This window comes from Caldicellulosiruptor kronotskyensis 2002, assembly GCF_000166775.1.
Taxonomy (GTDB): Bacteria; Bacillota; Thermoanaerobacteria; order Caldicellulosiruptorales; family Caldicellulosiruptoraceae; genus Caldicellulosiruptor; species Caldicellulosiruptor kronotskyensis.
Genome location: NC_014720.1, coordinates 645,122 through 671,196, shown reverse-complemented (window position 1 = coordinate 671,196; position 26,075 = coordinate 645,122). Strand labels below are relative to the sequence as shown.

The window sequence follows — 26,075 nt, the reverse complement described above, 5'->3', positions numbered from 1 at the left end:
CCTACGCTTTTGGTTTTACTGGTTGCATTGGAAAGACTTCAATTTGATTGGTTTCTTTATTTAGTCTGCATACATGATATACATTGTATCTTTCATCTCTTGGCTTTGGCCATAAATCGCTGTAATTTTCAAACATCAAGTGCGGTCCTCTGCTTTCATCTCTTAAAATACAGCTCTTTACCATTGCTTCTGCACACAGAAGCATGTTTTTTAGCTCTAAAAGATATTCATACTCAACAGGCTTGACTTTTCTTGTTTTCAACTCCTCAATTTTCATAAGTGCTTTTTGAAGTCCAGCTTGATATCGTACAACACTTGCATACAAGTCCATAACACTATTTAATTCTGAGATGGCTTTTTCTAAATCAATGCCATCTTCAGCTACATAGCTTTTATAGCTTTCAAACAAGCGGTTTGCTTGGCAAACTATAGATTCTTCATCGATTGAAGTATTCAAAGCAAATTCAAAGCTACTCTCCCCTGCTATTTTCCCAAAAACCTGAGTATCCAAAAGTGCATTTCCGCCTGGTCTGTTTGCTCCATGCTGTCCGCCTGCACATTCGCCACAGGCATACAAGCCACTAATTGCTGTATTTGCTTTTTCTCTAATTTTTACACCACCCTGGAAATGCTGAATTGATGGTGCAATTTCTAACATTTGGTTCCTAAGGTCAATTCCCCTTTTCAAAAACCACTCAACTGTCTGTGGATTTATTTCACAGAGTCTTTCATATGGAGTTTTTCTGCTCCCAATCTGATTTTTAATCTCTTTATAATACCTTTGTTTTAAATCCTCTCTTAAATGTTCAAACTCAAATCCTTTGGGATTTTGAGTAAAGTCCAAAAACACCTTTCCACCACGTGCAATTTCTCTGAATACTGCAATGTCTATTAGGCATGTCTTATGCTCATAGCTTATCGGCCAAGTTGCACCTTTTTCAAATACATCATTGTATGTGATAGGATAATTTAACAAAAATTCTTCTCCTTTTTCATTTACAAACCTGGGAACACATCTCATTATACTTCCCGAACATGCAAGTTTTGTTTTGGGAGATGAAAGACCTATCTGGATAAACTCCATGTTTACAAGCTGTGCTCCTGCACGAAGTGCCATTGCATACCCATCACCTGTCATACGCGGCGGAAACACATTGCTTTTATAAATACTTCCTGCACCACCTGTTGCTAAAACAACTGCTTTTGCAAGTATTATGATATTTTGATTCTCTTTAAATCCAATTGCTCCGCAAACTTTGTTATTCACAACAATCAAATCACTTATCATCACATCTTCTAAAACTTCAATATCCTTCATCTCACCAAGCTTTCGAATCAAAGCCTTTTCTATTTGAACAGCAGTATCAGGTCCTGTAAAACATGCACGCGCATATATAGAGCCGTCTGTCACAAATTGAACGGGTACGCCATTTTCTTTTACAAACGGAACACCGAGACTATCTAAGTAAAAATAAGCATCTGCTGAGTTTTTTGCTAAAATCTCAGCCAAGTCATAATCAGATACAAGTCCGCCAATCTCATAGATATCTTTTGCATGATATTTCCAGTTATCTTCCCCAGGGGGCTCTGTAGTAGGTAACGTCACGTGAAATGCCATTCTATCAGAATATGCTAATGCTGTTGTGCCACAGCTTCCCAACCTTCCTTTTACTGCAAGTATCACTTTCACACTTTTTTTATTTTCATAAGCTTTTTCACATGCAGCAATAGCTGCTCTTAAACCTGCCCCACCGCCGCCCACAACTAAAATATCAGTTTTGTAAATCATCCTTTATTCTTCTCCTCTCCTTACCATTGAAATTGCCTTGGTTGGGCACAGTTCTGCACAAAGTCCGCAGCCATCGCAGTTTTGATTTACTTTAAACTTTCCATCATCCTTTTCAATTGCATCATATATGCAAACTGTGAAGCACTTGCCACAAGATGTGCATTTTTCTTTGTCAATCCTTGCAACAGCCCAGTGTGTTCTGTCAACAGAATCCATGTCAAGAATTCTACTGCACACCTTTCCTTTAAAATCATCAATTGTGTTGTAACCTTTTCTCTCCATGTACTCTTCTAAATACTTGTTTATCTTTTTTATAACCCCATAGCCATTCAAAATAACAGTTGTGCAAACTTGAACAGTCGACGCACCTGCCAATATGTATTTGACAACATCTTCACCATTCATGGCACCGCCGCTCGCACTGATACTACATTTTACTTTTGGCGATACAGCGCTTATCCACCTCAAACCATACATAATTGCCCACGGACCACCATGCCCTGCATAACCACCGTGCAAAATGGGAGCTTCTTTTTCTATGTCAATGTCAAGCCCTGTAAATCTATTAAACATGACAAGTCCATCTGCACCTGCACTGTCGAGTCTTAAGGCATCAAATCCCGGATTTGTAGATTGAGGAGTCATTTTTGGTATTACGGGTATTTTGACATTGCTTTTGACAAGTTTTGTTGTGTGGACCATCTCTTCAATTACATCCATACCAGACATTATATGCACACCGTGAGGACATGAAAGGTTTAGCTCTATCGCATCAGCCCCTGCCTGCTCCATAAGCTTGCTATACTCAAGCCATGCATCATCTGTGTAGCAGTTTATACTCGCAATAACTGGAATGCTTAGCTTTTGTTTTGCTTTGAATATAAATTCAGCATACTCTTGAGGGTTAAATTCGCTTGCCTGTTCATATGAGTAAAGCGTAAACGTGTTTTCATGCTTGACTATTTTAAACCGTGGAGTGGGTGCAATTCTGCATATTTCCTTTTGAAAAAGACTTTTTGTCACAACAGCCCCAGCACCGTTTTCTTCGCATCTTTGAAGCCTCTCCACAGTTCCAGTAATGCCAGCAGATGCAACAATTACAGGTGTTCTTAAATTAAGTTTTGCATACGTCGTTGATAGGTTTGGCATTTTTGTAAAGTACCTCCTCTACTTGACTTTAATAAAGTAAGGAGTGGAAAAACCACTCCTTTTATTTTGGATATAAATTTATTTGTGTTTAATACGATTATATCACTTCTTTTTGATAAAGTCAATCTGTTCTTTTGTTTTTATTTTGTTTGTTGTGGATTTAATAAAATTTTAAGCACAATGAATTATTGTTAATTACGTGTTTTATCTTCTGAAACATTTTCCTCCAGCCTTTTGTGCTCTGAATTTTGCCATCTTTTTTTGAGCAAGAAAGCTGCGGCTTTTGGCTGTCTTTGCCTTGTAAAGATTCCTTTCCTGTTGCCCATAATCCTTCGAACCTCTTGTTTTGTTGCAAAGTCTGCAAAGTTCCATATGTGTTCGCCTATCACAAAATCCAGCCTGTCAAACACCCTATGATATCTTTCAAGCATCTCACACTGATATTCCTCAGAAAACATCATTGGAGGACTTGAATGAAATCCTGCAATTGTATCTGCCCCATACTCTGTTATTATCACTGGTTTTTGATAAAGCTCAAACCACCTTTTCAGCTCCTTTTCAAGCTGGAACTCTATCAAATCCAGTCTGCCAGGATCAGAATACCATGAATAGTACCTGTTTACACATATAACATCAACAAGACTTCCCACTTTGGTCTCATCTGGAAAAGAGGATTCAACCAGCGTCACCGGTCTTGTCGGGTCAAGCTTTCTTACCTCATCTATTACTGTTTTGAAATACTCATATGCCCCATCTTCATATGTTGCAGCCTCATTTGCCACACTCCACATAATCACACTTGGATGGTTTTTATCCCTTGCAATAAGTTGTCTTATAACTTCTAAGTGATGTTCTAATGTCTTTTGGTTTACTCTCTCCGCGGTAAACACTTTTTCGTTTTTGTTAAAGAAATTCATGCCAACAGCTGGTGCCTCGTCAATTACCAAAAAACCATACTCGTCTGCCAAGTTTAAAATCTCTTCTGCGTAAGGATAATGTGATGTTCTGAATGAGTTTGCTCCTATCCATTTTAGGAGGTTGAAATCTTTCACAGCTATCACAGGATCGTATCCCTTGCCCCTTATATTGTTAATGATAAAATAAAAATGTACTGAAAGTGGAATATAATGATGTACAAAATTGTACATTGATATGATATCCTTTCTCATAGTGAGGAGGGATATCAAATGCAGAACTTAACAGCACATTTAAACATGATAAGGGCGATGAAAATGAAACCTAACTTTTCAGAACTTGCAAGAATATATGGGATGGATAGAAGAACAGTTAAAAAATATTATGAGGGTTATGAAGGAAAACCTAAGAATAGAAATAAACCAAGTAAATTGGACAAATACTATGATGAGATAAAATCAAAGCTTGCTATCAAAGGAGTTACAGTCAAGGGTGTTTATGAGTATTTAAAATCAAAAGATGAGACAATAGGAACATATTCAAACTTCAATAAGTATGTTAAGAAAAAAGGATTAAAGCCAGAGAAGAAAATAAAAGGTCACCCAAGATTTGAGACAGATCCAGGTGAGCAAGCGCAAGTTGATTGGAAAGAGAATATAAAGCTTGTCTCAAGAAATGGAGAGGAGTTTATCATTAATGTTCTTGATTTTAAATTAGGTTATTCAAGATATTGCTGCTTTGAGATAAACAGGACAAAAACTCAAGAAGAATTAATAGAAACTCTAATAAGAATATTCAAAGATATAGGCGGAGTACCGAGAGAGATTTTATTTGACAATACAGCAGCAGTTGTTGATATAACAGGTGAGAAAATTAAAGTAAATTCAAGATTTAAAAGTTTTGCAAAAGACTTTGGGTTTGAAGTGAAACTGTGCAAACCAAGACATTCGTACACAAAAGGAAAAGTTGAAGCAGCAAACAAGTTCATAGATTGGATACTGCCATATCAGGGTGAATTTGAAACAGAAGAGGACTTAGTAAGGATAATAAAAGAGATAAACGCAAAGGTCAATATGCAGCCAAATCAAACAACTCAAGTTCCACCTGCTCTTCTGTTTCAAAAAGAAAAAGAGTATTTACAACCCTTGCCAGACAAAAGGTTAATAGACAGTTACCTAAATTCCTACAAGTCAGTTAAAGTCCAAAAGGACTCTCTGATTTACTACAAGGGAAGTAAATACTCTGTTCCACCCGAATACATAGGAAAGACAGTCCAAGTAAAGGAGGTGGAAAACAAAATTTATATTTATTATAACACAAACCTGTTAAGGATACATGTTATTGATGAAAAAAATATCAATTATCACGATGAAGATTACAAACAGCTAATGCTAATGAGAGTTGGTCAAAGAGAAGAGCTTAACAAGATATGTGAGGAAAACCTAAAGAAATTTGATAATCTGTTGAAAACCTAAAGAAAGGAGAAAATCTAAAAATGAGCAACTATGTGAAACTACTTAACAACTTAGAAGAGTTAGGTCTTCACAACATAAAGAATAACCTTGACAAATACTTAGATTTAGTGGCAAGCGGAGAAAAAAGTATGACAGATGCATTATATGAACTTAGTAATTTAGAGATAAAAGCCAAAGAAGAAAGGGCGATATTAGGATGTGTGAGGGTGGCAAATTTCCCATTTATAAAAGGTATAGAAGATTTTGATTTTTCATTTCAGCCAAGTATAAACAAGCAACAGATAATGGACTTAATGAGTTTGAGATTTTTAGAAGGTAATGAAAATATACTATTTGTCGGAACACCAGGGGTAGGGAAAACGCATCTAGCCACAGCAATAGGTATAGAGTGTGCAAAACGAAGGTATTCAACGTATTTTATACATTTTCAAGAGTTAATAGCTCAGCTAAAAAAAGCACTGATAGAGAACAGATTAGAATACAGGCTTAAACATTTTTCAAAATATAAAGTTTTAATAATAGATGAGATAGGTTATTTGCCAATAGACAATGATGGAGCAAATTTATTTTTCCAGCTGATATCGAGCAGATATGAGAAGAGCAGTACAATAATAACAACTAATGTTGTATTCTCAGAATGGGGAGAGATATTTGGTGGAGCGACAATAGCAAATGCAATTTTAGATAGGCTACTGCATCATTCTTACGTGATTTTTATAAAAGGTCCTTCATACAGGTTACAGTCAAAAACAGCATATTTTAGCAATACAAACCAGCAAAGTTAAGTTTATTTTTTGTACATTTTTATTTTCGATTTTTTGTTCATTTTGATATTGACATTTACACTTATATCACTGTCTTCATGCTTTGCCAAACCTTTAAGATACACTGGCTTACCATTTAGGTAAAGTCTTTTGCCTTTTACCTCAACAGTCCTTATTCCCACAGGAAGATAATATTCATCTATAGCCTTTCCATCCTGTATTAAAGTTACATTTAGTTTGTAAAGATATGGATTTGAAGGCTCCCAAAATATCGCATCTTCAACCTCTATCATACCCTCTGGCCCTTCGATTTCTGCTATTTGCTTCCCCTCTTTGTCATACAAAGCTACTGCTATCTGACATTCATCCTTTTTTTCGCCACTTACAGCCACCTTAAAACAAACTATACCCTTTTGACCCTCAATCTGGGTTTCAATCTTAATATCCTCAATATATGTTTTGGAAGTGGTGTAGAGCAAAACTGGTCTGTGAATACCTGAATAGTTGAAAAAGTCAAAAAGATATTCCTGAGTTTTATACCCTTCTGGATGCATTGGGTCATTGTATTCCCTTATAAACCCTGGTGGAAGACAGCTCCAGTCCAAGATGTTATTTACAACAATTGTAAGTCTATTCTCACAGCCAATTTGGGCAAATTTATTAATCTCAACTTCAAAAGGCAAAAATCCACCTTTGTTCTGGGCTATCTCCTCTCCATTTAAAAATACTCTTGCGTGATGAGTAGCACTTCCAACTCTCAAAACTATTCTTTTGTCCTTCCAACCTTCAGGTATGTAAAATGTCCTTTCATACCACACATCACCTATGTGATCTCTTATGCTCTCATCCTGGGTTATGTCATTGTAGCTTGACGGCACAGGCATCAAAATAGCATCTTCAAGGGGTTTTTCAAACCACCTCTGTTCATACCCTTTGTTCTCCCTGTCAACTTTAAACCTCCATATGCCGCTTAAGTCTTTTATCTCTCTTGTTCTTGTCTCACGTGGATAAAGCATAGCTTACAAAACCTCCTTATTATGTATTTTTTACTTCTATCATAGCTCATCTCCAATAAATTCAAGCGCAAGCAATGCGTTCAATGACCATTGAGAAGCTATATTCGTTGAAATAAAAGGAATCTCAACAACAGGCGCAGGTACAGTTGCCAATTGTAAATTTATACCTCCATCACAAATAAATTTTAGCCATGGATTTTTGTTATGGTCTAAAAACATCTGCCATATTTCTTTTTTCAATTCAGGAATATTCTTTTTCATTGCAGCAAAGGCAGCCATCCCAATATTGAGCATGTTCAACTTAAATCCAAAGCTTGGAACGCCCCAGCTTTTTAAAATCTCATCTTTGTTTTCTTTAAATTCAGTATAAAAAAGGCCCTGCTGAGCACACAACTCTTCAAATTCTTTATCTTCAAAATTCTTGGCTATCTCAAGCCAAACCAGTGTGTTCCCAAAACAAAATACAAAATTTGAACCACCAGTGTATTCAACAGGTTTTAACTGGGTTTTTTCAGGATCATAGTCAAATACCCCACCCGAAATAAATGCTGCTGGATTTTTCTTCAAAAAGTCCAGTATCTTTATTATCTTTTGTTTGTAAATTTCTTCCTGGTGCCTTTCCCATCTTACAAACCAATTGGCGCAAAAGGTCATAACATCCGGTCCAACCCTTATGTGTACTCTATTTTCAGGATCATTCGTAAAATACGCACGCATAGGGTCCATGTGCATAATTTGTTTGTCAATATCTTTTACATCATCCATAAGCTGCCCTATTCTTTCATCGGCAGTAAGATAATAGTAATACCTGTGAAGGTATGCCATGCTAATTCTCACTTCTTTGCAACCACATCCCCAATGAACAACATTGTGCCTTGAACCCAGTCCCTTGTATTCCCCAAGATGATACACATCTACTTCTGATGTATGTCTTGTCATTGCCTCAGCCATTTTAAATATATCAAAACGTCCTGTTCTTAAAAACATAAGCCAAAGCCAAATGTTTGGCACAAGCTCTGTGTTCTGCCAAGCATATCCACCAATATCATATTTCCACATGTGTCTTACCATATCATAGCTATGCATAAAATCACCATAGTCCCAAAAACCGTACCACTTTCTTCTTTCAACTTCCTTTAGATAAAAATCAACAATAGCTGTCAGTATTCTTTCAATCTTTTCTTTCTTGGAGTTGCTATTATCCGGTAAATTTAATCCTCCAAATATCTCTGTCTCTTTATACCTTTCAGGGCTACATACAAGAAGAGGAGAAAATCCTTGCATTTTTGCACATTCCAAAAGCTGTTCACTTGTTGGAGCATAATCAAAACAGTACAGCCACAGCTCATTTGTATTAGCTATACCATAGGGAGTACTTCTATACTCATCAAACCCTTCATATGAAGAAGATGTGTATGTACCAAAATCATAGTGTCTCAAATCCATAACTTCAGCATAAGGGGGCCAAAGCCAAACTATTAAATTTGCCTCTGAAGAAGTTAAAGCTTTTGCCTCAAATCCTGAAGGATATTTTTGCCAAAAATCCTTTAAAGCTACTCCAAGCCCACCATTCTCATCACCAATATATGCAAACCCCATAGATCTTCTGCCTTCTGTTGCTTTTACAAAACTGCACTGACAAGATGTACGTTTTTTAATAACATAGTGCTCTGAGGAATCTTGAAAAAGAACAAATTCATCCCACTCTGGAGTATTGTTAATTTCTCTAATATAATGGTGGTCCTCGTCAATATCAAAATCTACTGGTTGTCCATTAACCTGATTTTGAAACATTATTTTGTATCTCTCTTTTCTGTATACATCTATCAAATTTTTTGGTGACTCACAAAAAAGTCCACTGTCCCCTCCAAATCTAACAAATCTATTGTACAGAGGAGAGTGCAAAGGAAGATCAAATTTTAAGCCCAATCCTTTTATAAAATCTTGATGAGGATTTCCGTTGTAAATAAATGTATGAACAATCTTAATTTTATCTGAATTTGCATAGAAATATAATCTCAGCTCAAAAGGTAGCCACCCTTGTTTGAGTAAAGAGCCATCAAATGTCATCTTGGTATTCCGCAAGTGTCTTCCCCACACCCTTATAACACATCTCAAAGGTCCGTGAGACTCTACTTTTGCACCTAATATTTGAGGAATGTATTCTTCTTCAACTTTAGTCTTATATCCTGTAAAATTAGAAATTCTTTCTGTAATAAGAATCTGCGTGAGATTAGAGCAAATAATCTTTTGTCCTACTTTTAAATATTCAATAATTTTATCTCCGGTCTTGCTAATTTTGCACTCAAGCTTGCCTGTTGTAACGCTAATATGATCTTTGCCTTCATAAACTTCAACCATTGTTTCGAATTTTGTTACGGTAGATTCTTCAATACATGCAAAGAGCTCATCAGGTAAATTGGTGCCAAAGAAAGCAGCGTGGCTACTCACCTTTACCGACCCATCACCCCAGTATGAAAGTGCCCAGTTTTGAGTAGGAATAATACTTCCATCCTTGTTTCTGACAATAACATTTTCTGTATTCCAGAGCTGAGCTTTTTTCCATGGAATACAAAACGTTGCACCAATATTGCCTACCTGCGGTTTGACAAGCCATTTTAGCTTTATTTCTTGCATTTTTTAAGCCTCCAAATTCAATAAGTGTTTTAAAAAAAATCTCGTGCGAAATATTCTAGTATTTCGCACGAGATTCTATTTTTAATAAAATTGTTAAGCCACAGGTCCTTAAGGATTGAGAATCTTATATATGTCTTCTTTGTAAGGAATATTCTTTTTATATTTACGATATAATGCATTTACTTCTTTTATAATCTGGTCTCCTCCCTGCCTTCTCCAGTTATCAAGAACTTTCTTAAAGCCCTGGTCATTGAGCTGACCAGTAATATATTTAACGCGCGCATCCTCTATCATATTATCAAGTGTGACACCGCGTTTGATATAAGTATCTGACATACCTATCAATGCTTCTGTCGGATTTGGCACAAGAATATTGAGCTTTTCATTCAAAGCTTGCATATCTGCCTGCAGCTGCAAAAGTGGAGTCATATATCTTGGTGTTCCACCGTTTGCAGGATAAAAATGTAGAACCTGGTTAAGTCCGCTTATTTCTCTTGACAAATCTGCTGGCAAGTTCGGAATAGGATCTATTTTACCATCTACAAGTTTGTAATGTCTGTTCGGTAGTCCATAACCAAACAGATCCTGCATTGTTCTGTCGCCAAACTTATCTAATATCGACATTACTTTCTTGAATGTATTCATATCTTTTACACTTGTCTTTGAAACCATCAGATACCCCGAATAACCAGAAGTGGGCATATTTCTTAGACCATATTTACCTTTTACAGACACAACAATGTCCATTATATCTGTATCCTTTGCATCTTTTGGAATGATACCGTTGTTCTTGAGGCCATTGTAAATTCTGTTTGCAGAGTCTATAACGTCAATTTTTACTCCACCTTTACCCTGTGAGTAATAATCCTCCCATCTTGCACCTGGAACACTCGGGAAGTCATGGTTAAACAGCTTTTCCTGATACATCTTTCGCCAGAATTTCAAATTTTCTATATATGCATTTGTCAAGAAAGTTGGCACCAACTGTCCGTTTTTGTTCAATCCCCATCCATTCGGACCACCAAACCATGTGAGAGTAATATAGAATGGTCCATTGTAGTTGCAAACAATCATTCCATATGTGTCATTTTTTCCATTTTTATCTGGATCATTGTAAGTAAACTTCTTTAACATGTTGTACAAATCATCGATAGTTTCAAGCTTAGTGATACCAACATTTTTAGCCCAGTCTTTTCTATAAACAATACCATTTCTTCCCAAGGTCCTTGAACGTGGAATACCATATATTTTACCATCAATGGAAGAGTTCCACAGAACTATATCCGGGATTGCTTTTAAATTCTTATATTGCTTTATATACGGTCCAAGTTCCCAGAATGCTCCTGCTTTACATGCACCAATTATAGAAGCAGTTTTTCCTGGTACATAAACTACCATTGGAAGATTTCCACTTGCTAACATAATGTTTAATTTGTCATTGTAACCATCGGCAGGTACCCATGTAAACTCAAGATCTGTTTTCAAATATTCTTCTGCTTTTAAAATTACTGGACTATTTGATGGCGCAGGTTCTGTCCCAAAATACTGAGCCATAATTGTGAGTTTAAACGAATACTTTGATTTTGATGCACCCAATACTCCTATTGATGTTAACAACAGACCTGCAATACAGATACTAACTAGAAATAACCTCAAAATCTTCTTAACTTTCCTCATAAACTAACTCCCTCCCGCTTTTTGTTTTTGAAAAAAATTTTTGAATTTTGATTTATATTCTTGTTTATAACATTTCATTTTACATCTTCACATCACTCCTTCAATGAACCAATAAACATACCTTTTATGAAGTACTTCTGAAGCCATGGATACAAAAGCATTATTGGCAGAGTAGCCACAACAATTATCGCCATCTTTAGCGACTCCTGTGGAGGCTGGAAATTGGGATCAAATTGTGTTAGGTCCGAAGCAAGCGTGGTTGACAACATTACTATTTGCCTTAAAATTAGCTGCACAGGCCATTTCTCAGCATCGTTTATATACAAAAGTGCTCCAAACCATGAATTCCAATGCCCCACTCCATAGAACAAAGCAAATGTCGCAATAATAGGCTTTGAAAGAGGAAGTATTATCTTCCACAACACTTGAGCTTCTGTACAACCGTCAATTCTTGCTGCATCTTCTAAATCCTGTGGCATTTCCTGGAAAAAGTTTTTAACAACAAAGAAGTTAAATGGACTAATTGCCCCCGGCAACCACAGTGCCCAGTAGGAGTTTAATAAGCCAAGACTTTTTACCAGTAAATATGTAGGAATCATTCCTCCACCAAAAAGCATTGTAAATATTACACCATTTAAAACAATACTTCTACCTATAAAATGCTTTTTTGAAAGAGCATATGCCATTGTAAATGTGAAAAACAGATTTACCAAGGTACCTCCTACTGTGATAATCACACTATTGAGCATACTACGAAGAAAATAGTTTGAAGCAAAAATAAATTTATAAGTGAGAAGAGTAGGATTATGAGGAATTATAAAGAATGTCCTTGTTTTTATTTCTGAATCTGGAGCAAAAGATGCAGCTAAGACGTATAGGAAAGGTAAAACGGTTATTATTGCCCATATTCCAAGGAATATATGATTAAAAACATCAAAAATAGTACTTGCTACTGTCTTATTCTGTCTCATTTTTGACACCTCTCAAATTCTTGAATAAAGATTAGAACAATGAAGTTTCAGTAAATTTCTTGGACAGATAGTTAGAAACCTGAATCAAAATCAGTCCAACAACAGACTTAAAAAGACCAACCGCTGTACTGTAACTGTACGCTCCTTGGGTAACACCTACTTGATAAACATATGTGTCAAACACTTCTGCTACCGACCTGTTAATAGGATTTTTCATCAAAAATATCTGTTCAAAGCCAGTATCAAGAAGATGTCCCAATCGCAAAATGAAAAGTATGATTACCGTACTCATAATTGAGGGTATTGTAATATGCCACGTCTGCTGCCACCTCGTTGCCCCATCCACAATAGCAGCCTCATATAATGTTGGGTCAACATTTGATAGTGCTGCCAAGAAGATTATTGTTCCCCATCCTGCTTCTTTCCATATGCTCTGAATTATTATAAGAGGTCTGAACCATCTTGGATCTGTCAAAAATTCAATTTTTTTGCCTGTTAAGCTATACAGAATATTATTTATAACCCCTGTCTCACTTGAGAGAAGCACGTATGTAATACTTGCTATGACCACCATTGATACAAAGTGAGGAACATAAACACACGTCTGGACAATTCTCTTATAAACCTGATTTCGCACCTCGTTGATCAGTAGCGCCAAAATAATTGGCACAGGGAAATAGAAAAGTATATTGTAAAATGAAATTAATAGTGTATTTCTAAACAGCATCGGAAAATCAGGGTCGGTGAAAAGTGTTTTAAAATGTTCGAAACCTACCCACGGACTTTTCCAGAACCCTAAAAACGGATTAAAATCTTGAAAGGCGACTACTATACCAAACATTGGGATGTACCTAAAAATGATGAAGTACAAAATACCAGGCAGAGCTAAGATATACAGCCATTTGTCTTTTTTCAGTCTTTTCCATATAGAAGTGGTAGCTGTCATTAAATCATTCTCTCCCTTCTTTTTTGGTCCATTGATAATATTGTTTTTCATCAGATTTCCATTATTTTTATCGGTATTAATATGGAGATTTGAATTTTGTTTTTGGTTTAATTTTATTTTAATACTTTGTTTTTGTTGTGTCAATACCTATTTTTTTATTTTATTTTTGAACAGCTACAAAGATTTTTTAACTTTTAAAGTGAGCTAAATATTGCTACAAGGAAAGACTTACAAAACCAAAGGCAGTCACCTCTCTTCCAAAAAGGATGATTCGCATAAAAAATTGAGTATTAAAACATTCATTCTAAAGAAACAATAGCAACTGGAGGTAGAAGTCCTGATTGGACCATTTCCATGTCAAATTTTAGAGAAATAGAAAGATAAAAGTTCTTCTCTGCCTCTTTTCTTAATTTTTCCAATTTTTCTTGTGTTCCAAGTAGAGCTGCTGCAGGGGTGTTTTGAATTTCAATCACAAGTTCATTCTCACCAATTTTCAATGCCTCTGTTATATCCCACATAAACGGCGAATAAGCTCTTGCACCAAGATATCTTTTATTTAACCAAACCTTTGCAAAATACTTTACATTGGGGCAATAGAGGAAAAGATGTTTATTTTTAATAAAGTCAACATGAGAAAATGAAAACATTTTTCTATAAACTACACTGCCAGAATAGTCACCAAAGCCCAAGCTTTGCCAATCTTTTAAATCTGAAAACAAAACAAAATCTTTATCAAAATGAATTTCCCAGTTATCGTTTAATTCCGAGACTGTTCTCGGTAAGCTTCCAAGCAAATCTATTTTTTGAATTCCATCTATATACTCATCACTTGCTATTAAAACCAAAGTCCGATATGGATGCATATAGAGTTCTAATTGTATGTTTTTCCCATTGCTTTTGATATTTGAAACCATTAAAAATTTATTCTGCATTGGATCCCATATATATACATTTTTCTTAGAAAATTTTAATATTATCTTACCCAAAAATGAAGTACCTGAAACATTGAAGAGAAAAATCAGATGACTGTTACCTATTCTTTTATGAAGAACTCTAACATCTTTGCTGTCTACAACAGTGATATCTTTTTCAACCATTTTTGAAAGCTGCTCGATACTTTCAACAACCACACCTATTTCTCTATCTACAAAGTGGAAAAACGATGTAAAGGTTTTGTTATAAACAAACAAAGGATAGTTTTCGAAGAAAATAATCTTACCTCCTTTGCTTGAGAAAAGCTTTAAAAATCTGAACAGATCTTGCGGCAAATACTTTATAGGTGGAAGAATAACAATGTCGTATTCTTTTCTATCGTTAGTATATATCCTCTGGTTTTTAATTTCCAGATATTCTAAAAGAGAATGGTCAAAAAAATCAAAATCAATCTGGTTCTCTAAAAGTGCATTGCCAATCTCAATTGCTTTTGAAGCAGATATATTTTCACCTGCCCAAAGATCCGGTGTAGGAAAGTAAACCAGAACCTTTGTACAAGGGGTGCTTACATAGAGAAGATATGAAATGGTATTAATATACTTGATTACCTCCGGAAAAAAATAATTTTGCGGATGATCATAAAGATACTTGAAGATTGAGGTTAAAAATAGATTTATGTCCATTGCAAACTGGTAATCAACCACCCATTTGATTTGCTCAACTGATATACCTCGTCCATATACTGCAAAACTCTCTGAAAAGGTTTGAGCAATATTTCTAATATGAGAAACAGAAGAAGCGTATTTAGGGAATATTGCTTTTTTGTCATACCATATTTGTCTCCAAATAACATCAATTGCTGGAATATGAACATACTTCATATGCGAAAAGAACTGTCCTTCAGATTTGATTAGCTGCTCTATCATATCTTCATGATTTAGATGTACTACAAATTTGAGGCCATTTGCCTCACACCATTTGTAGATCTGCTTAAAGAAAGTATTTGTAAAAATATTGCTCCATACATCCCAGTAATCTGCCTCTACTCTTTTTATTTTTTCATCTAATTGCTCTTTAAAGAAATACGGTATGTACTTTTTAACGTCGTATCCTTTTTCATTGTAAAATATATCAAATATATTATCCGTATATGGTAGTCCAGAAATAGAATAATCAGGTTCGTCAGCGAAAAATCCAATTATTGTCTTTCCAAATTCTTCTCCTATATAAGCTTTGTATTTTTCATATACCTCACTTATGAATAGTTTGACAGCTTCATAGTCAAGATAATCACAAAGCGAATATGTAGTATCTTTAGCACCTGTTGGATGGTGAACGTATCTTGTTGGAGATGTCCTGTAAGCTGAAGATATTACTTTTATTTGCCAAGTCGAATGATAGGGCAAGTATAAAAATCCGCTACTAAATTCAAGCTTTTCAAAAGCAAAGTATTTATTTTGGTTCATGTCTTTGGCCAAAATCCCGATTGTACCAGAGTGAGGTTCAATTCTACATAAATTATCTTCAATAACAAATTCCTTTTCAACAATAATAGCCTTCATCCTTTTGTGAGGATATTTCTTATTAAAAGTTTCGCCAGCAAAGCCACTTGGATATGTCCCTTCATCCGCAATCCACACTTTAATTCCTCTTTTTTTAGCTTGAACAACCGCAAATTTTACTATTTCAAACCAGTCATGTGATAAATATTTAGGCGAAACATTGTGTCCTGCTGCAATTAATACTTGCTTAAAGCCAAGATTTGAAATATAATCAAGCTCAACATTTATTCTGTTCTCGTTCATCTCATCAGAAAAAATCCACCAATGAATTATACTGGCAGTAGCTGGAGGATTGTTGATTTCATCAAAAAGGGAACTCAATTTTATACTCTCATTCATTGTATGCTTCCCCTTTCACATTTATTAGATTGATTTTGGCTTTATTTAATAAAAATTTTACACAAAAACATTTCAAATATCAATAAATATTAAATAAAACCACACAAAAATAAAACCTCCTTCTAATTTTATCACTATAGAAGGAGGTTTATTTATATTCTTTTTATAAAAGGAACTTATTCAACTATAAACGGCAAAAGTGCTAAGATTCTTGCGCGCTTGATAGCTCGTGTTAGCTGTCTTTGATGTCTTGCACAGTTGCCAGTTGTTCTTCTTGGCATTATTTTGCCTCTTTCTGTAAGGAATTTCTTGAGCCTGTTTACATCTTTGTAATCTATCTCATATATTCTCTCAACACAGAATGAACATACTCTCTTTTTCTTTTTCTGTCTTGAGCTAACTCTTTCCATTGTTTGAGTAGCTTGAGCTTGCTGCAGATTTTGATTGTTGTTCAAACCTTTTCCCTCCTTTTTTCTTAAATTTCCTCTTTATCTAAAATGGCAGGTCGTCTTCAATACCATCATCAACGTCATTGTTGTTTTTTGATGGAATCTTTACATCCTCTTCAAAAAAGTTTTCAAGTTCGCTTTCAATTGCCTCTTCATCTAAGTCAGGCAAAATAATGTCTTCTTTTACCTCTGCTTCGCTGTCAACAGGTACATCCTTAGGTTTTGGTTCTGCAAAATAAATCTCTTCCGCCACAACCTCAGTGATATAGTGACGTCTATTTGCCTCATCATCCCACGTGCGAAGCTGAAGTCTTCCTATTACCACAACTTGCCTTCCTTTTTTGAGATAGTTTTTTGAAAACTCGGCAAGCCTGCTCCATGCAACAATAGGAATAAAATCTGCATCCTGGTCATTTTCGCGTTTAAAACGTCTGTTGACAGCAAGCGTGAAGTTTGCAACGGGGGTATTGTTGGCAGTAAGCCTAAACTCAGGGTCGCGAGTTAAGCGACCCATCAAAATAACCTTATTCAAAAAAGCCGCCCCCTCTTATTTTTCAAGCTTTACAATCAAGAACCTGATAACCCCATCTGTAATTCTGTAAACCCTCTCAAGCTCGCGTGGGAACTCAGGCTTGCTTATAAATTGCATCAGCACATAATACCCTTCTGCGTGCTTGTCAATCTTGTAAGCAAGCCTTCTTTTTCCCCACTCTTCAACATTTAAAAGCTGTCCATTGCTTGAGATAAGGTTTTTGAACTTTTCGATAAGGCTATTTCTTGCCTCATCGTCCAGTGTGGGGCTTATTATAAATACTGTTTCATACTTTCTCTCAACCACAGCTTTCACCTCCCTTATAGACTTAAAGGCCCCCAACGCTCTTTTTGGGAGCAAGGGAAGAAAGAATTTTTATCTTCCCACAACATGCAGTATTTTATCACAAAATGCATTTCAAAGTAAATAACCTATTTTTATTTCGAAAAATAAGCTGCAACCTCTTTTAAAAGATCTCTAATTGGGAGATTTTGTGGACATTTTGTTTCACATACGCCACATTCTATACAGTTTTCAGCTCTCTCTTTTTCCTTTTTTAAATAGTCATTCTTCATTTCTTCAAACATGTTATACATGCTTGCCTGATTGTAAATGCTAAAATTCCAAGGAATATCAATTCCCTGTGGGCATGGCATACAGTATTTGCACTCTGTACAGTTGACTTTTCTCAGCTCATTATACTTTTGCGCAACCTTTTCAACAAGCTCAAGTTCCTCGTCAGTTAAACTTCCCACTTCATATTTACTTGCATATTCAATATTTTCTTTTACCTGATCGAGCGTACTCATACCGCTTAGCACAACTGACACCTCTTTTTGGTTCCAGAGCCATGAAAGTGCCCACTCAACAGGTGTTCTTTTGATAGGTGCTTTTTCCCAAAGCTGTTTTATCTCTTGAGGCGGCTCTTTTGCAAGTCTCCCACCCAAAAGCGGTTCCATGATAACAACTGCCATTCCTTTTGCAGCTGCGTATTTGAGCCCCTCTTCCCCTGCCTGATAGTTTCGGTTGAGGATATTGTACTGTATTTGGCAGAAGGTCCAGTTGTAGCTATCAACAATATCTTTGAATGTAGCTACATCGTCATGGAACGAAAACCCAATATATTTTATTTTACCCTCAAGAAGCACTTTTTCAATCCACTTGAAGATATTCATCTCTTTTAACTTCTTCCAGTGGTCTTTGTTAAGAGCATGCAAAAGATAAAAGTCAATGTAGCTTGTATCAAGTCTTTTTAGCTGCTCATCCAAAATCCTATCAGCATCATCAAAATTATTTACCTGCCAGACAGGAAGTTTTGTTGCAATCTTAACCTTTTCTCTATATCCTCCTTTCAAAGCTTTACCGACCAAAACTTCACTGTTACCACCATGATATACATACGCTGTGTCAATGTAATTGATTCCATTGTCGATTGCAAAATGCAGCATTTCAATTGCTTTTTCTTCGTCAATCTTCGAATAGTCACCATCTAAGATTGGTAACCTCATTGCACCAAATCCAAGAGCAGACACCATAAAGTCTGTTTTCCCAAAGGGTCTGTACTTCATTTCAAAAACCCCTCCAGTGTATGGTTTATTTAAAAAATGCTTTATGTTTATATTTTACCTTACTTTAAAAAGAATTTAAACACAAAAAAGCTGCAGAAAATTTTCTGCAGCTTTTAGATATTTTCACAAATGATTTTTCCCATCTGCTTTGTTCCAACAAGCTTACAATTTTCTGTGTAGATATCTCTTGTTCTGTATCCTTCTTTTAGAGCAATCTTTACTGCATTTTCTACAGCCTTTGCAGCATCTTCCATGTCAAAGCTGTAGCGCAGCATCATCGCAGCAGACAAAATTGTTGCAATCGGGTTTGCCAAATCTTGCCCTGCAATATCCGGAGCAGTTCCGTGAATTGGTTCATAAAGACCAACCTTATTATCACCAAGCGATGCAGAAGCAAGCATCCCAATTGACCCTACAATCATTGATGCTTCATCTGACAAAATATCCCCAAACATATTAGAGGTAAGTATAACATCAAACTGTGATGGGTCTTTTACAAGCTGCATTGACGCATTGTCAACATACATGTGATTTAGCTCCACATCCGGATAATCTTTTGCAACCTCTTCAACAGTTTCTCTCCAGAGCCTTGATGATTCTAATATGTTTGCCTTGTCAACAGAGGTTACTTTTTTCTTTCTCTTTCTGGCAGCTTCAAACGCAACCTTTGCAATTCTTCTAACTTCACTTTTTGAATACACCTCTGTGTCATAAGCCACTTCATCGCCATCTTTTTCTTCTCTTCCCTTTGGACCAAAGTACATACCACCAATTAGCTCTCTTACAACCAGGATATCAATGCCCTTGTCTACAATCTCCTTTTTGAGCGGGGATGAATCCTTTAGCTCATCATACAGCACAGCAGGCCTCAGGTTTGCATAAACTTTTAGTCCTCCTCTGAGCTTCAAAAGCGCCTGTTCAGGTCTCAAATTTCCGGGAAGTCCATCCCATTTTGGTCCACCAACAGCACCCAATAATGTTGCCTCACATTTTTTAACAAGTTCTAAATCTTCCTCTCTAATTGGCACACCATACTTGTCAATTGCACATCCGCCAGCATCAATGAATATATATTCAAACTTCATACTAAACTTTGAAGATACTTTATCAAGAACAATTAGTGCTTGTTCAATTACTTCAGGACCTATTCCATCTCCAGGAATTACAGCTATCCTATGCATCTTTTTTCAACTCTCCTTTTACAAACTCTATAAGTCCGCCTGCTTTCATTATATTTTGCATAAACTCTGGAAAGGGTTTTGCTTTAAACTCTTTACCTTTTGTTAGATTTTTAATTATTCCATTTACAAGGTCAACCTCAACCTCATCTCCAGCTTCTATACCATCTACTGCCTCTTCACACTCAACAATTGGAAGACCAATATTTATTGCATTTCGATAGAAAATTCTTGCAAATGACTTTGCAACGACACAAGAAACTCCACATGCCTTTATTGCAATTGGTGCATGTTCCCTTGAAGATCCACATCCAAAGTTTTTCCCAGCAACTAAAATGTCACCTTTTTGAACCTTGTTCACAAACTCTTTATCCAAATCCTCTAAACAATGCTTTGCAAGCTCATTTGGGTCAGATGTGTTAAGATACCTTGCAGGAATAATTACGTCTGTATCAATATTATCATAATATTTATGAGCTTTTCCTTTAAAAATCATCTATTCATCATCCCCTTTCATTCCAAGCTCTTCAGGTGAACCAATATAACCCAAAACTGCTGATGCAGCTGCAATTGCAGGCGATGAAAGATACACTTCACTGTTTGGATGACCCATTCTGCCAACAAAGTTCCTATTTGTTGTTGCCAAAGCTTTCTCACCATCTGCCAAAATTCCCATGTGTCCACCAAGACATGGACCACAAGTTGGTGTTGAAACAACACATCCAGCGTCAATGAATATCTCAATGAGTCCCTCTTTTAATGCCTGCTTGTATATATTCTGTGTTGTAGGGAATATAATACATCTGAGACCTTTTTTAACTTTTCTTCCTTTTAAGATCTTTGCTGCAATCCTCAAGTCTTCAATTCTGCCATTTGTGCAAGAACCAATCACAACCTGGTCAATATAAATCTTTTCTGTTATCTCATCAATCGTCTTTGTATTCTCTGGAAGATGTGGAAAGGCAACTGTGGGTCTAATTTTTGAAATATCAATCTCAAAGACCTGTGAATACTCTGCATCCTCGTCTGCCTTGAATATCTTATAAGGCTTTGTAGAGTGCTGTTTTACATACTCTATTGTCTTTTCATCAACCTCAAATATGCCATTTTTCGCACCTGCTTCAATTGCCATGTTAGCAATGGTGAACCTGTCATCCATTGAAAGTGATTTTAAACCTTCTCCCGTGTATTCCATTGACTTGTAAAGTGCACCATCAACACCTATCATACCAATAATGTGAAGGATGATATCTTTTCCCGATGTCCAGCCAGTTTTTTTGCCGTAGAGAATAAATTTAATGGCCTCTGGAACTTTGAACCAACACTTTCCTGTTGCCATTGCACATGCCATGTCAGTAGAACCAATTCCTGTTGAAAAAGCACCAAGTGCACCATATGTGCAAGTATGCGAATCTGCACCAATTACCAAATCACCCGGCACAACAAGTCCTTTTTCTGGCAAGAGTGCATGTTCAATGCCCATCTCGCCAACTTCAAAATAATTTGTAATCTCATACTTTTTAGCAAACTCGCGAACCATCTTGCACTGCTGAGCAGACTTTATGTCTTTGTTTGGAGTAAAATGGTCTGGAACTATTGCAATTTTATCTTTGTCAAAAACCCTGTCAATCCCTATCTTTTCAAACTCCTTTATAGCAACAGGTGTTGTAACGTCATTCCCCAAAACAAGGTCAACATTTGCAAAAATCAAGTCTCCTGGTTCAACATATTCTTTTCCTGCGTGGTATGCCAAAATCTTTTGTGACATTGTCATCGGTTTTGTCATATTTAAATTTCACCCCTTGCTCTTATTTTGAAATTTATTTTAGTATACCTGTATACAGTTTTCAATTATTTATTTTTTTATTCTGATAAAAAATATCATGTTTTTTGCAAACAAAAAGGGGCTTTCCAAGAAAATTTATGTTTAAAAAAAGCCCCTAATATTCAAAAAAATCTTATTGATTTTTATCTGTCAGCATATCAGATATTTGTTCTTCCTCTTCAATTGTAAGCACATTTTTAAGGTCAAGAATGATAATCATGTCATCTCCCACACGCGCAATTGAGTCAATGAATTTTCGCTTGATTCCCCTGATGCTCTCATTTGCCTTTTCAATTTTGTCATCTTCGATTTTGAGTATCTCAGAGACATCATCAACCAAAAATCCAAGCTGGAACTTGGAAAGCTCAACAATAATAATTTTTTGCGTCTCTGCTTTCGACTCAATCTCCAGACGCTTTGCAAGGTTGTAAACCGGAACAGATGTGCCTCTTACATCAATAATCCCTTCAACATACTGGGGCATACTTGGTACCTTTACAATCTTGTTTGGCTTTATAATCTCAACAATCTCAAGTATGTCAACCCCAAAGCTGTAATCACCTACATTGAAAATTACATACTGTTTCACGCAACATCCTCCTCGTTTCTAAATTTCTTGAGGTACGCATTTATGAAGACATCTATCTCACCGTCCATTACTGCCTCAACATTCCCTACTTCTGCTTCTGTCCTGTGGTCTTTTACCAAAGTGTACGGACAAAATACATATGACCTAATTTGGTTGCCCCAGCCAATCTCTGTTTGTTCACCTTTAAGTTTTTGGATCTTCTCTCTTCTTTCCTTTTCTTTGAGTTCTAAAAGTTTTGCTTTTAAGATTTTAAGAGCAATCTCTCTATTTTTATGTTGAGATCTCTCATTCTGGCATGTAACTACAATACCTGTTGGAATATGCTTTATTCTGACAGCTGACTCTGTTTTGTTAACATGCTGACCACCTGCACCAGATGATCTGTATGTGTCTATCTCAAGGTCCTCTTCCTTTATCTCAATGTCTGTATCATCTTCAACCTCGGGCAGGACCTCAACCGCTGCAAAGGAGGTATGTCTTCTTCCAGCCGCATCAAAAGGTGATATCCTCACAAGCCTGTGAACTCCTTTCTCAGCTTTTAAATACCCATAAGCATTTTCACCAACTATTCGAATGGTGACATTTTTAATACCTGCCTCTTCACCGGGCAGAATGTCTAAAGTTTCAACCTTGTAACCTTTTTTTGCAGCCCAGCGCGTGTACATCCTAAGTAACATCTCTGCCCAGTCCTGAGCTTCTGTGCCACCTGCACCAGCATGGATTGATAATATTGCATTATTTTTGTCATATGGACCGTTTAAAAGAATTTCTATCTTAAATTCATCTATTTTTCTTTCGAGGCTAATGAGCTCTTTTTCAAGTTCTTCTGACATCTCGTGGTTGCCTTCTTCTATACTGAGCTCTGTCAAGACTTTTAAATCCTCCCATTGAGAGTATAACTTTTGGAATCTTTCTATTTTATCTTTTATTCTCTTTATCTTCTGCAAAACTTTTTGGGAATTTTCTATGTCTTGCCAGAACTCAGGTTTTGATGTCTCATTCTCTAAGGATTTCAGTTCACTTTCCAGCCCATCAATGTCAAAGAGAAACCCTCATTTCTTTTAAATCTTCTTCTGCCTTTTCAAGTCTTTGCAAAATTTCTTCAAGCATTAGCATACTTTAAGACCACTCCTTCCTATAAGATATATTTATGAATTAAACTGCGCCACAGCATTTTTTGTATTTTTTGCCGCTACCGCAAGGACATGGATCGTTTCTCCCAACCTTCTGTGTTTTTACAACAGGTTTTCTTACAGGCGTGTCTGATGGCGCATTTTCATACATTTCTTTTGCAACTCTTTCTCTCTGAGGCATATTTTCAACATTTGCATGAAGTATAATCTTTATTGTGTCCTCCTGAATTCTCTTTATCATCTCATCAAACATCTCAAACGCTTCGAACCTGAACTCAACTATTGGGTCTTTTTGACCAATCGCACGAAGCGATATACCTTCTCTCAGCTGCTCAACAGCATCTATATGCTCCATCCAGTGCATGTCAACAACTCGCAAAAGCACAACCCTTTCAAGCTCACGCATAAGCTCGCCAATTTCTTGTTCTTTCTTCTCATATTTTTCTTTTGCAATTGAGATGAGCTTTTCTTTCAGCTCCTGTTTTGTCATATTTTTTGCATCCTGCTCAGAAAGCTCACTATCCAAGAATATAAACTTCAAATCCTGCAAAAGACCTTTTATATCCCAGTCTTCAGGGTGAGGACTTTCGCCTGTGTAAATTTTTATCTTGTAGTCCACAAGCTCATCTATCATGCCAAGGATAGAATCCCTTAAGTTCTCGCCTTCTAAAACCTTGCGCCTTTGTGAGTATATTATCTCTCTTTGCTTGTTCAAAACATCGTCAAACTGCAAAAGATGTTTTCGTATCTCGAAGTTTCGTGCCTCAACCCTCTTTTGTGCCTTTTCAATTGCATCAGACAAGATCTTATGTTCAATTGGCTGGTCATCAGGCAAGCCCAGCGATTCAACAAGATTTTTAATCCTCTCTGAACCAAAAAGTCTCATTAAATCGTCTTCCAATGATACATAGAACCTTGATTCACCAGGGTCACCCTGACGGCCGGCTCTTCCACGAAGCTGGTTGTCTATTCGCCTGCTCTCATGTCTTTCTGTGCCGATTACTTTGAGTCCACCAAGCTCAGCAACACCCTCGCCCAAAACAATGTCTGTTCCACGGCCTGCCATGTTGGTTGCAATTGTTACAGCACCTCTTTGACCAGCCTTTGCAATTATCATTGCCTCTTTTTCATGATGTTTCGCATTTAAAACTTCATGTTTTATACCATGTTTTTTGAGCATCTCGCTCAGCATCTCAGACTTCTCAATTGACACTGTACCAACCAAAACAGGCTGGCCTTTCTTATGAGTCTCAACAATCTCCTGAACAATTGCTTCAAACTTTGCCTTTTCTGTCTTGTAAACCTTGTCTGGATGGTCAATTCTTATCATTGGTTTATGAGTTGGAATTTCTATAACATCAAGCTTGTAAATCTCTCTGAACTCCTGCTCTTCAGTTTTTGCAGTACCTGTCATACCAGCAAGTTTTTTGTAAAGCCTGAAATAGTTCTGAAAAGTTATTGTTGCTAAAGTTTTGCTCTCTCTTTCTATCCTCACACCTTCTTTTGCCTCTATTGCTTGGTGAAGCCCCTCCGAAAACCTTCGTCCGTACATCAATCTTCCTGTGAACTCATCAACAATTATTACCTGCCCATCTTTTACAACATAGTCCCTATCTCTTTTCATAAGAGCATGGGCTTTCAATGCCTGGATAATGTGATGATGAAGCGTTGCATTTTCTGGGTCAGCTAAGTTTGTAACACCAAAATATTTCTCGGCCTTCTTGATACCCTCTTCTGTGAGCGAAACTGTGTGTCTTTTCTCGTTTACTATATAGTCATAGCCGTTTGTATCAGGCATTTGTTTGTCATCATCACTGTTATAATAAAGAGGTTTTAGTCTTCTTACAAAATTGTCAGCTCTTTTGTAAAGGTCTGTTGATTTCTCAGCAGGACCTGAGATGATAAGAGGCGTTCTTGCCTCATCAATCAAGATTGAGTCAACCTCATCGATTATTGCATAGTTTAACTCTCTTTGCACAAGTTCTTCTTTGTAAATTGCCATGTTGTCTCGCAAGTAATCAAACCCAAACTCGTTATTTGTACCATAGGTAATATCACAGTTGTATGCTTTTTTCCTCTCTTCATGACTAAGTCCATGGACTATAACACCAACAGAAAGCCCCAAGAAATTGTAAATAGGTCCCATCCACTCAGCGTCTCTTTTTGCCAAGTAGTCATTGACAGTTACTATATGAACACCCTTGCCCTCCAAAGCGTTCAAGTACGCAGGTAGAGTTGCCACAAGGGTTTTACCTTCACCAGTTTTCATCTCTGCAATCCTGCCCTGGTGCAAAACTATTCCACCTATAAGCTGCACTCTAAAATGGCGCATCCTGAGCGTTCGCCAAGCAGCCTCTCGCACAGCTGCAAATGCTTCTGGCAGGATATCGTCCAAAGTTTCGCCGTTTTTTAGCCTCTGTTTGAATATATCTGTCTTTTGCCTCAGCTCTGCATCTGTTAATCTTTCATACTCTGGTGCAAGCGACTCTATTTTGTCAACTATTGGCAAGATTTTTTTTATCTCTCTTTCACTGTAGCTACCTATAAGCTTTTCAATTATCTTTAACATTTTTCCACCCTCGATTTTTGAAAATTTTTTGGACATTTCAAATAATTATTTTATCACTT

20 protein-coding genes and 1 pseudogene are annotated in these 26,075 nt (G+C 36.5%); 2 read left to right on the top strand and 19 right to left on the bottom strand.

Annotated elements, in window-relative coordinates:
* Position 1: 1 nt before the first annotated feature.
* The 3 genes and pseudogenes from CALKRO_RS02775 to CALKRO_RS02765 all read right to left on the bottom strand — a co-directional run.
* Positions 2-1,789, bottom strand: coding sequence for an FAD-binding protein (locus CALKRO_RS02775; RefSeq protein WP_013429595.1), 1,788 nt, complete (start codon positions 1,787-1,789; stop codon positions 2-4).
* 3 nt (positions 1,790-1,792) lie between these two features.
* A complete protein-coding gene (locus CALKRO_RS02770) occupies positions 1,793-2,938 on the bottom strand; it encodes a 4Fe-4S binding protein (RefSeq protein WP_013429594.1) in 1,146 nt (381 codons plus the stop codon).
* Between the two features lie 191 nt (positions 2,939-3,129).
* Positions 3,130-4,026 (bottom strand): annotated as a pseudogene (locus tag CALKRO_RS02765) (glycoside hydrolase family 2 TIM barrel-domain containing protein); the annotation flags it as partial.
* A 99-nt stretch (positions 4,027-4,125) separates the two neighbouring features.
* Between CALKRO_RS02765 and istA the strand changes: the two are divergent.
* Together istA and istB are read left to right on the top strand one after the other, a co-directional pair.
* Positions 4,126-5,328, top strand: coding sequence for an IS21-like element ISCbe3 family transposase (istA, locus tag CALKRO_RS02760; protein ID WP_013429593.1), 1,203 nt, complete (start codon positions 4,126-4,128; stop codon positions 5,326-5,328).
* Positions 5,329-5,348: 20 nt separating this feature from the next.
* A complete protein-coding gene (istB, locus tag CALKRO_RS02755) occupies positions 5,349-6,113 on the top strand; it encodes an IS21-like element ISCbe3 family helper ATPase IstB (protein ID WP_013429592.1) in 765 nt (254 codons plus the stop codon).
* Positions 6,114-6,115: 2 nt separating this feature from the next.
* On the opposite strand, the gene CALKRO_RS02750 is transcribed toward istB, so the two are convergent.
* The 16 genes from CALKRO_RS02750 to secA form a co-directional block, all read right to left on the bottom strand.
* Positions 6,116-7,108, bottom strand: coding sequence for a sugar-binding domain-containing protein (locus CALKRO_RS02750; protein WP_237699118.1), 993 nt, complete (start codon positions 7,106-7,108; stop codon positions 6,116-6,118).
* 39 nt (positions 7,109-7,147) lie between these two features.
* The gene (locus tag CALKRO_RS02745; RefSeq protein WP_013429591.1) at positions 7,148-9,745 is read right to left on the bottom strand and encodes an exo-rhamnogalacturonan lyase family protein; all 2,598 of its coding nucleotides are present in this window, start codon (positions 9,743-9,745) and stop codon (positions 7,148-7,150) included.
* A 108-nt stretch (positions 9,746-9,853) separates the two neighbouring features.
* Positions 9,854-11,422, bottom strand: coding sequence for an extracellular solute-binding protein (locus CALKRO_RS02740; protein WP_013429590.1), 1,569 nt, complete (start codon positions 11,420-11,422; stop codon positions 9,854-9,856).
* Positions 11,423-11,514: 92 nt separating this feature from the next.
* Positions 11,515-12,393, bottom strand: a complete 879-nt coding sequence (locus tag CALKRO_RS02735) for a carbohydrate ABC transporter permease (protein ID WP_013429589.1) — start codon at positions 12,391-12,393, stop codon at positions 11,515-11,517.
* 31 nt (positions 12,394-12,424) lie between these two features.
* Positions 12,425-13,390, bottom strand: a complete 966-nt coding sequence (locus CALKRO_RS02730) for an ABC transporter permease (RefSeq protein WP_013429588.1) — start codon at positions 13,388-13,390, stop codon at positions 12,425-12,427.
* Between the two features lie 248 nt (positions 13,391-13,638).
* Positions 13,639-16,173 carry a glycosyl hydrolase gene (locus CALKRO_RS02725; protein WP_013429587.1) on the bottom strand — a complete coding sequence of 845 codons (2,535 nt, stop codon included), beginning with the start codon at positions 16,171-16,173 and terminating at the stop codon, positions 13,639-13,641.
* 176 nt (positions 16,174-16,349) lie between these two features.
* Positions 16,350-16,583: a 30S ribosomal protein S18 gene (gene rpsR / locus CALKRO_RS02720; RefSeq protein ID WP_035168561.1), complete on the bottom strand. Its 234-nt coding sequence runs from the start codon at positions 16,581-16,583 to the stop codon at positions 16,350-16,352.
* 82 nt (positions 16,584-16,665) lie between these two features.
* The gene (locus CALKRO_RS02715) at positions 16,666-17,154 is read right to left on the bottom strand and encodes a single-stranded DNA-binding protein (RefSeq protein ID WP_013429585.1); all 489 of its coding nucleotides are present in this window, start codon (positions 17,152-17,154) and stop codon (positions 16,666-16,668) included.
* A 15-nt stretch (positions 17,155-17,169) separates the two neighbouring features.
* Positions 17,170-17,460, bottom strand: coding sequence for a 30S ribosomal protein S6 (gene rpsF / locus CALKRO_RS02710; protein WP_013429584.1), 291 nt, complete (start codon positions 17,458-17,460; stop codon positions 17,170-17,172).
* A 131-nt stretch (positions 17,461-17,591) separates the two neighbouring features.
* Complete coding sequence (locus CALKRO_RS02705; RefSeq protein WP_013429583.1) at positions 17,592-18,722, bottom strand: aldo/keto reductase; 1,131 nt, start codon at positions 18,720-18,722, stop codon at positions 17,592-17,594.
* Between the two features lie 113 nt (positions 18,723-18,835).
* On the bottom strand, positions 18,836-19,903 hold the full coding sequence (gene leuB, locus CALKRO_RS02700; protein WP_013429582.1) for a 3-isopropylmalate dehydrogenase: 1,068 nt from the start codon (positions 19,901-19,903) through the stop codon (positions 18,836-18,838).
* Positions 19,896-20,396, bottom strand: coding sequence for a 3-isopropylmalate dehydratase small subunit (gene leuD, locus CALKRO_RS02695; RefSeq protein ID WP_013402599.1), 501 nt, complete (start codon positions 20,394-20,396; stop codon positions 19,896-19,898). Before leuD ends, leuB begins: the two co-directional genes overlap by 8 nt.
* Positions 20,397-21,686, bottom strand: a complete 1,290-nt coding sequence (gene leuC, locus CALKRO_RS02690) for a 3-isopropylmalate dehydratase large subunit (protein ID WP_013429581.1) — start codon at positions 21,684-21,686, stop codon at positions 20,397-20,399.
* Positions 21,687-21,858: 172 nt separating this feature from the next.
* Entirely contained in the window at positions 21,859-22,314 is a 456-nt protein-coding gene (locus CALKRO_RS02685; protein WP_013429580.1) for a chemotaxis protein CheW, read from the bottom strand.
* Positions 22,311-23,430, bottom strand: a protein-coding gene (prfB, locus tag CALKRO_RS02680; protein ID WP_237699117.1) for a peptide chain release factor 2 whose coding sequence is annotated in 2 segments (ribosomal slippage) — positions 22,311-23,366 and positions 23,368-23,430 — 1,119 coding nt in all. Because the reading frame shifts where the segments join, the coding sequence is not laid out codon by codon here. The genes CALKRO_RS02685 and prfB overlap by 4 nt, the downstream gene beginning before the upstream one ends.
* Before the next feature lie 39 nt (positions 23,431-23,469).
* Positions 23,470-26,016, bottom strand: coding sequence for a preprotein translocase subunit SecA (secA, locus tag CALKRO_RS02675; protein ID WP_013429578.1), 2,547 nt, complete (start codon positions 26,014-26,016; stop codon positions 23,470-23,472).
* Positions 26,017-26,075: the final 59 nt, after the last annotated feature.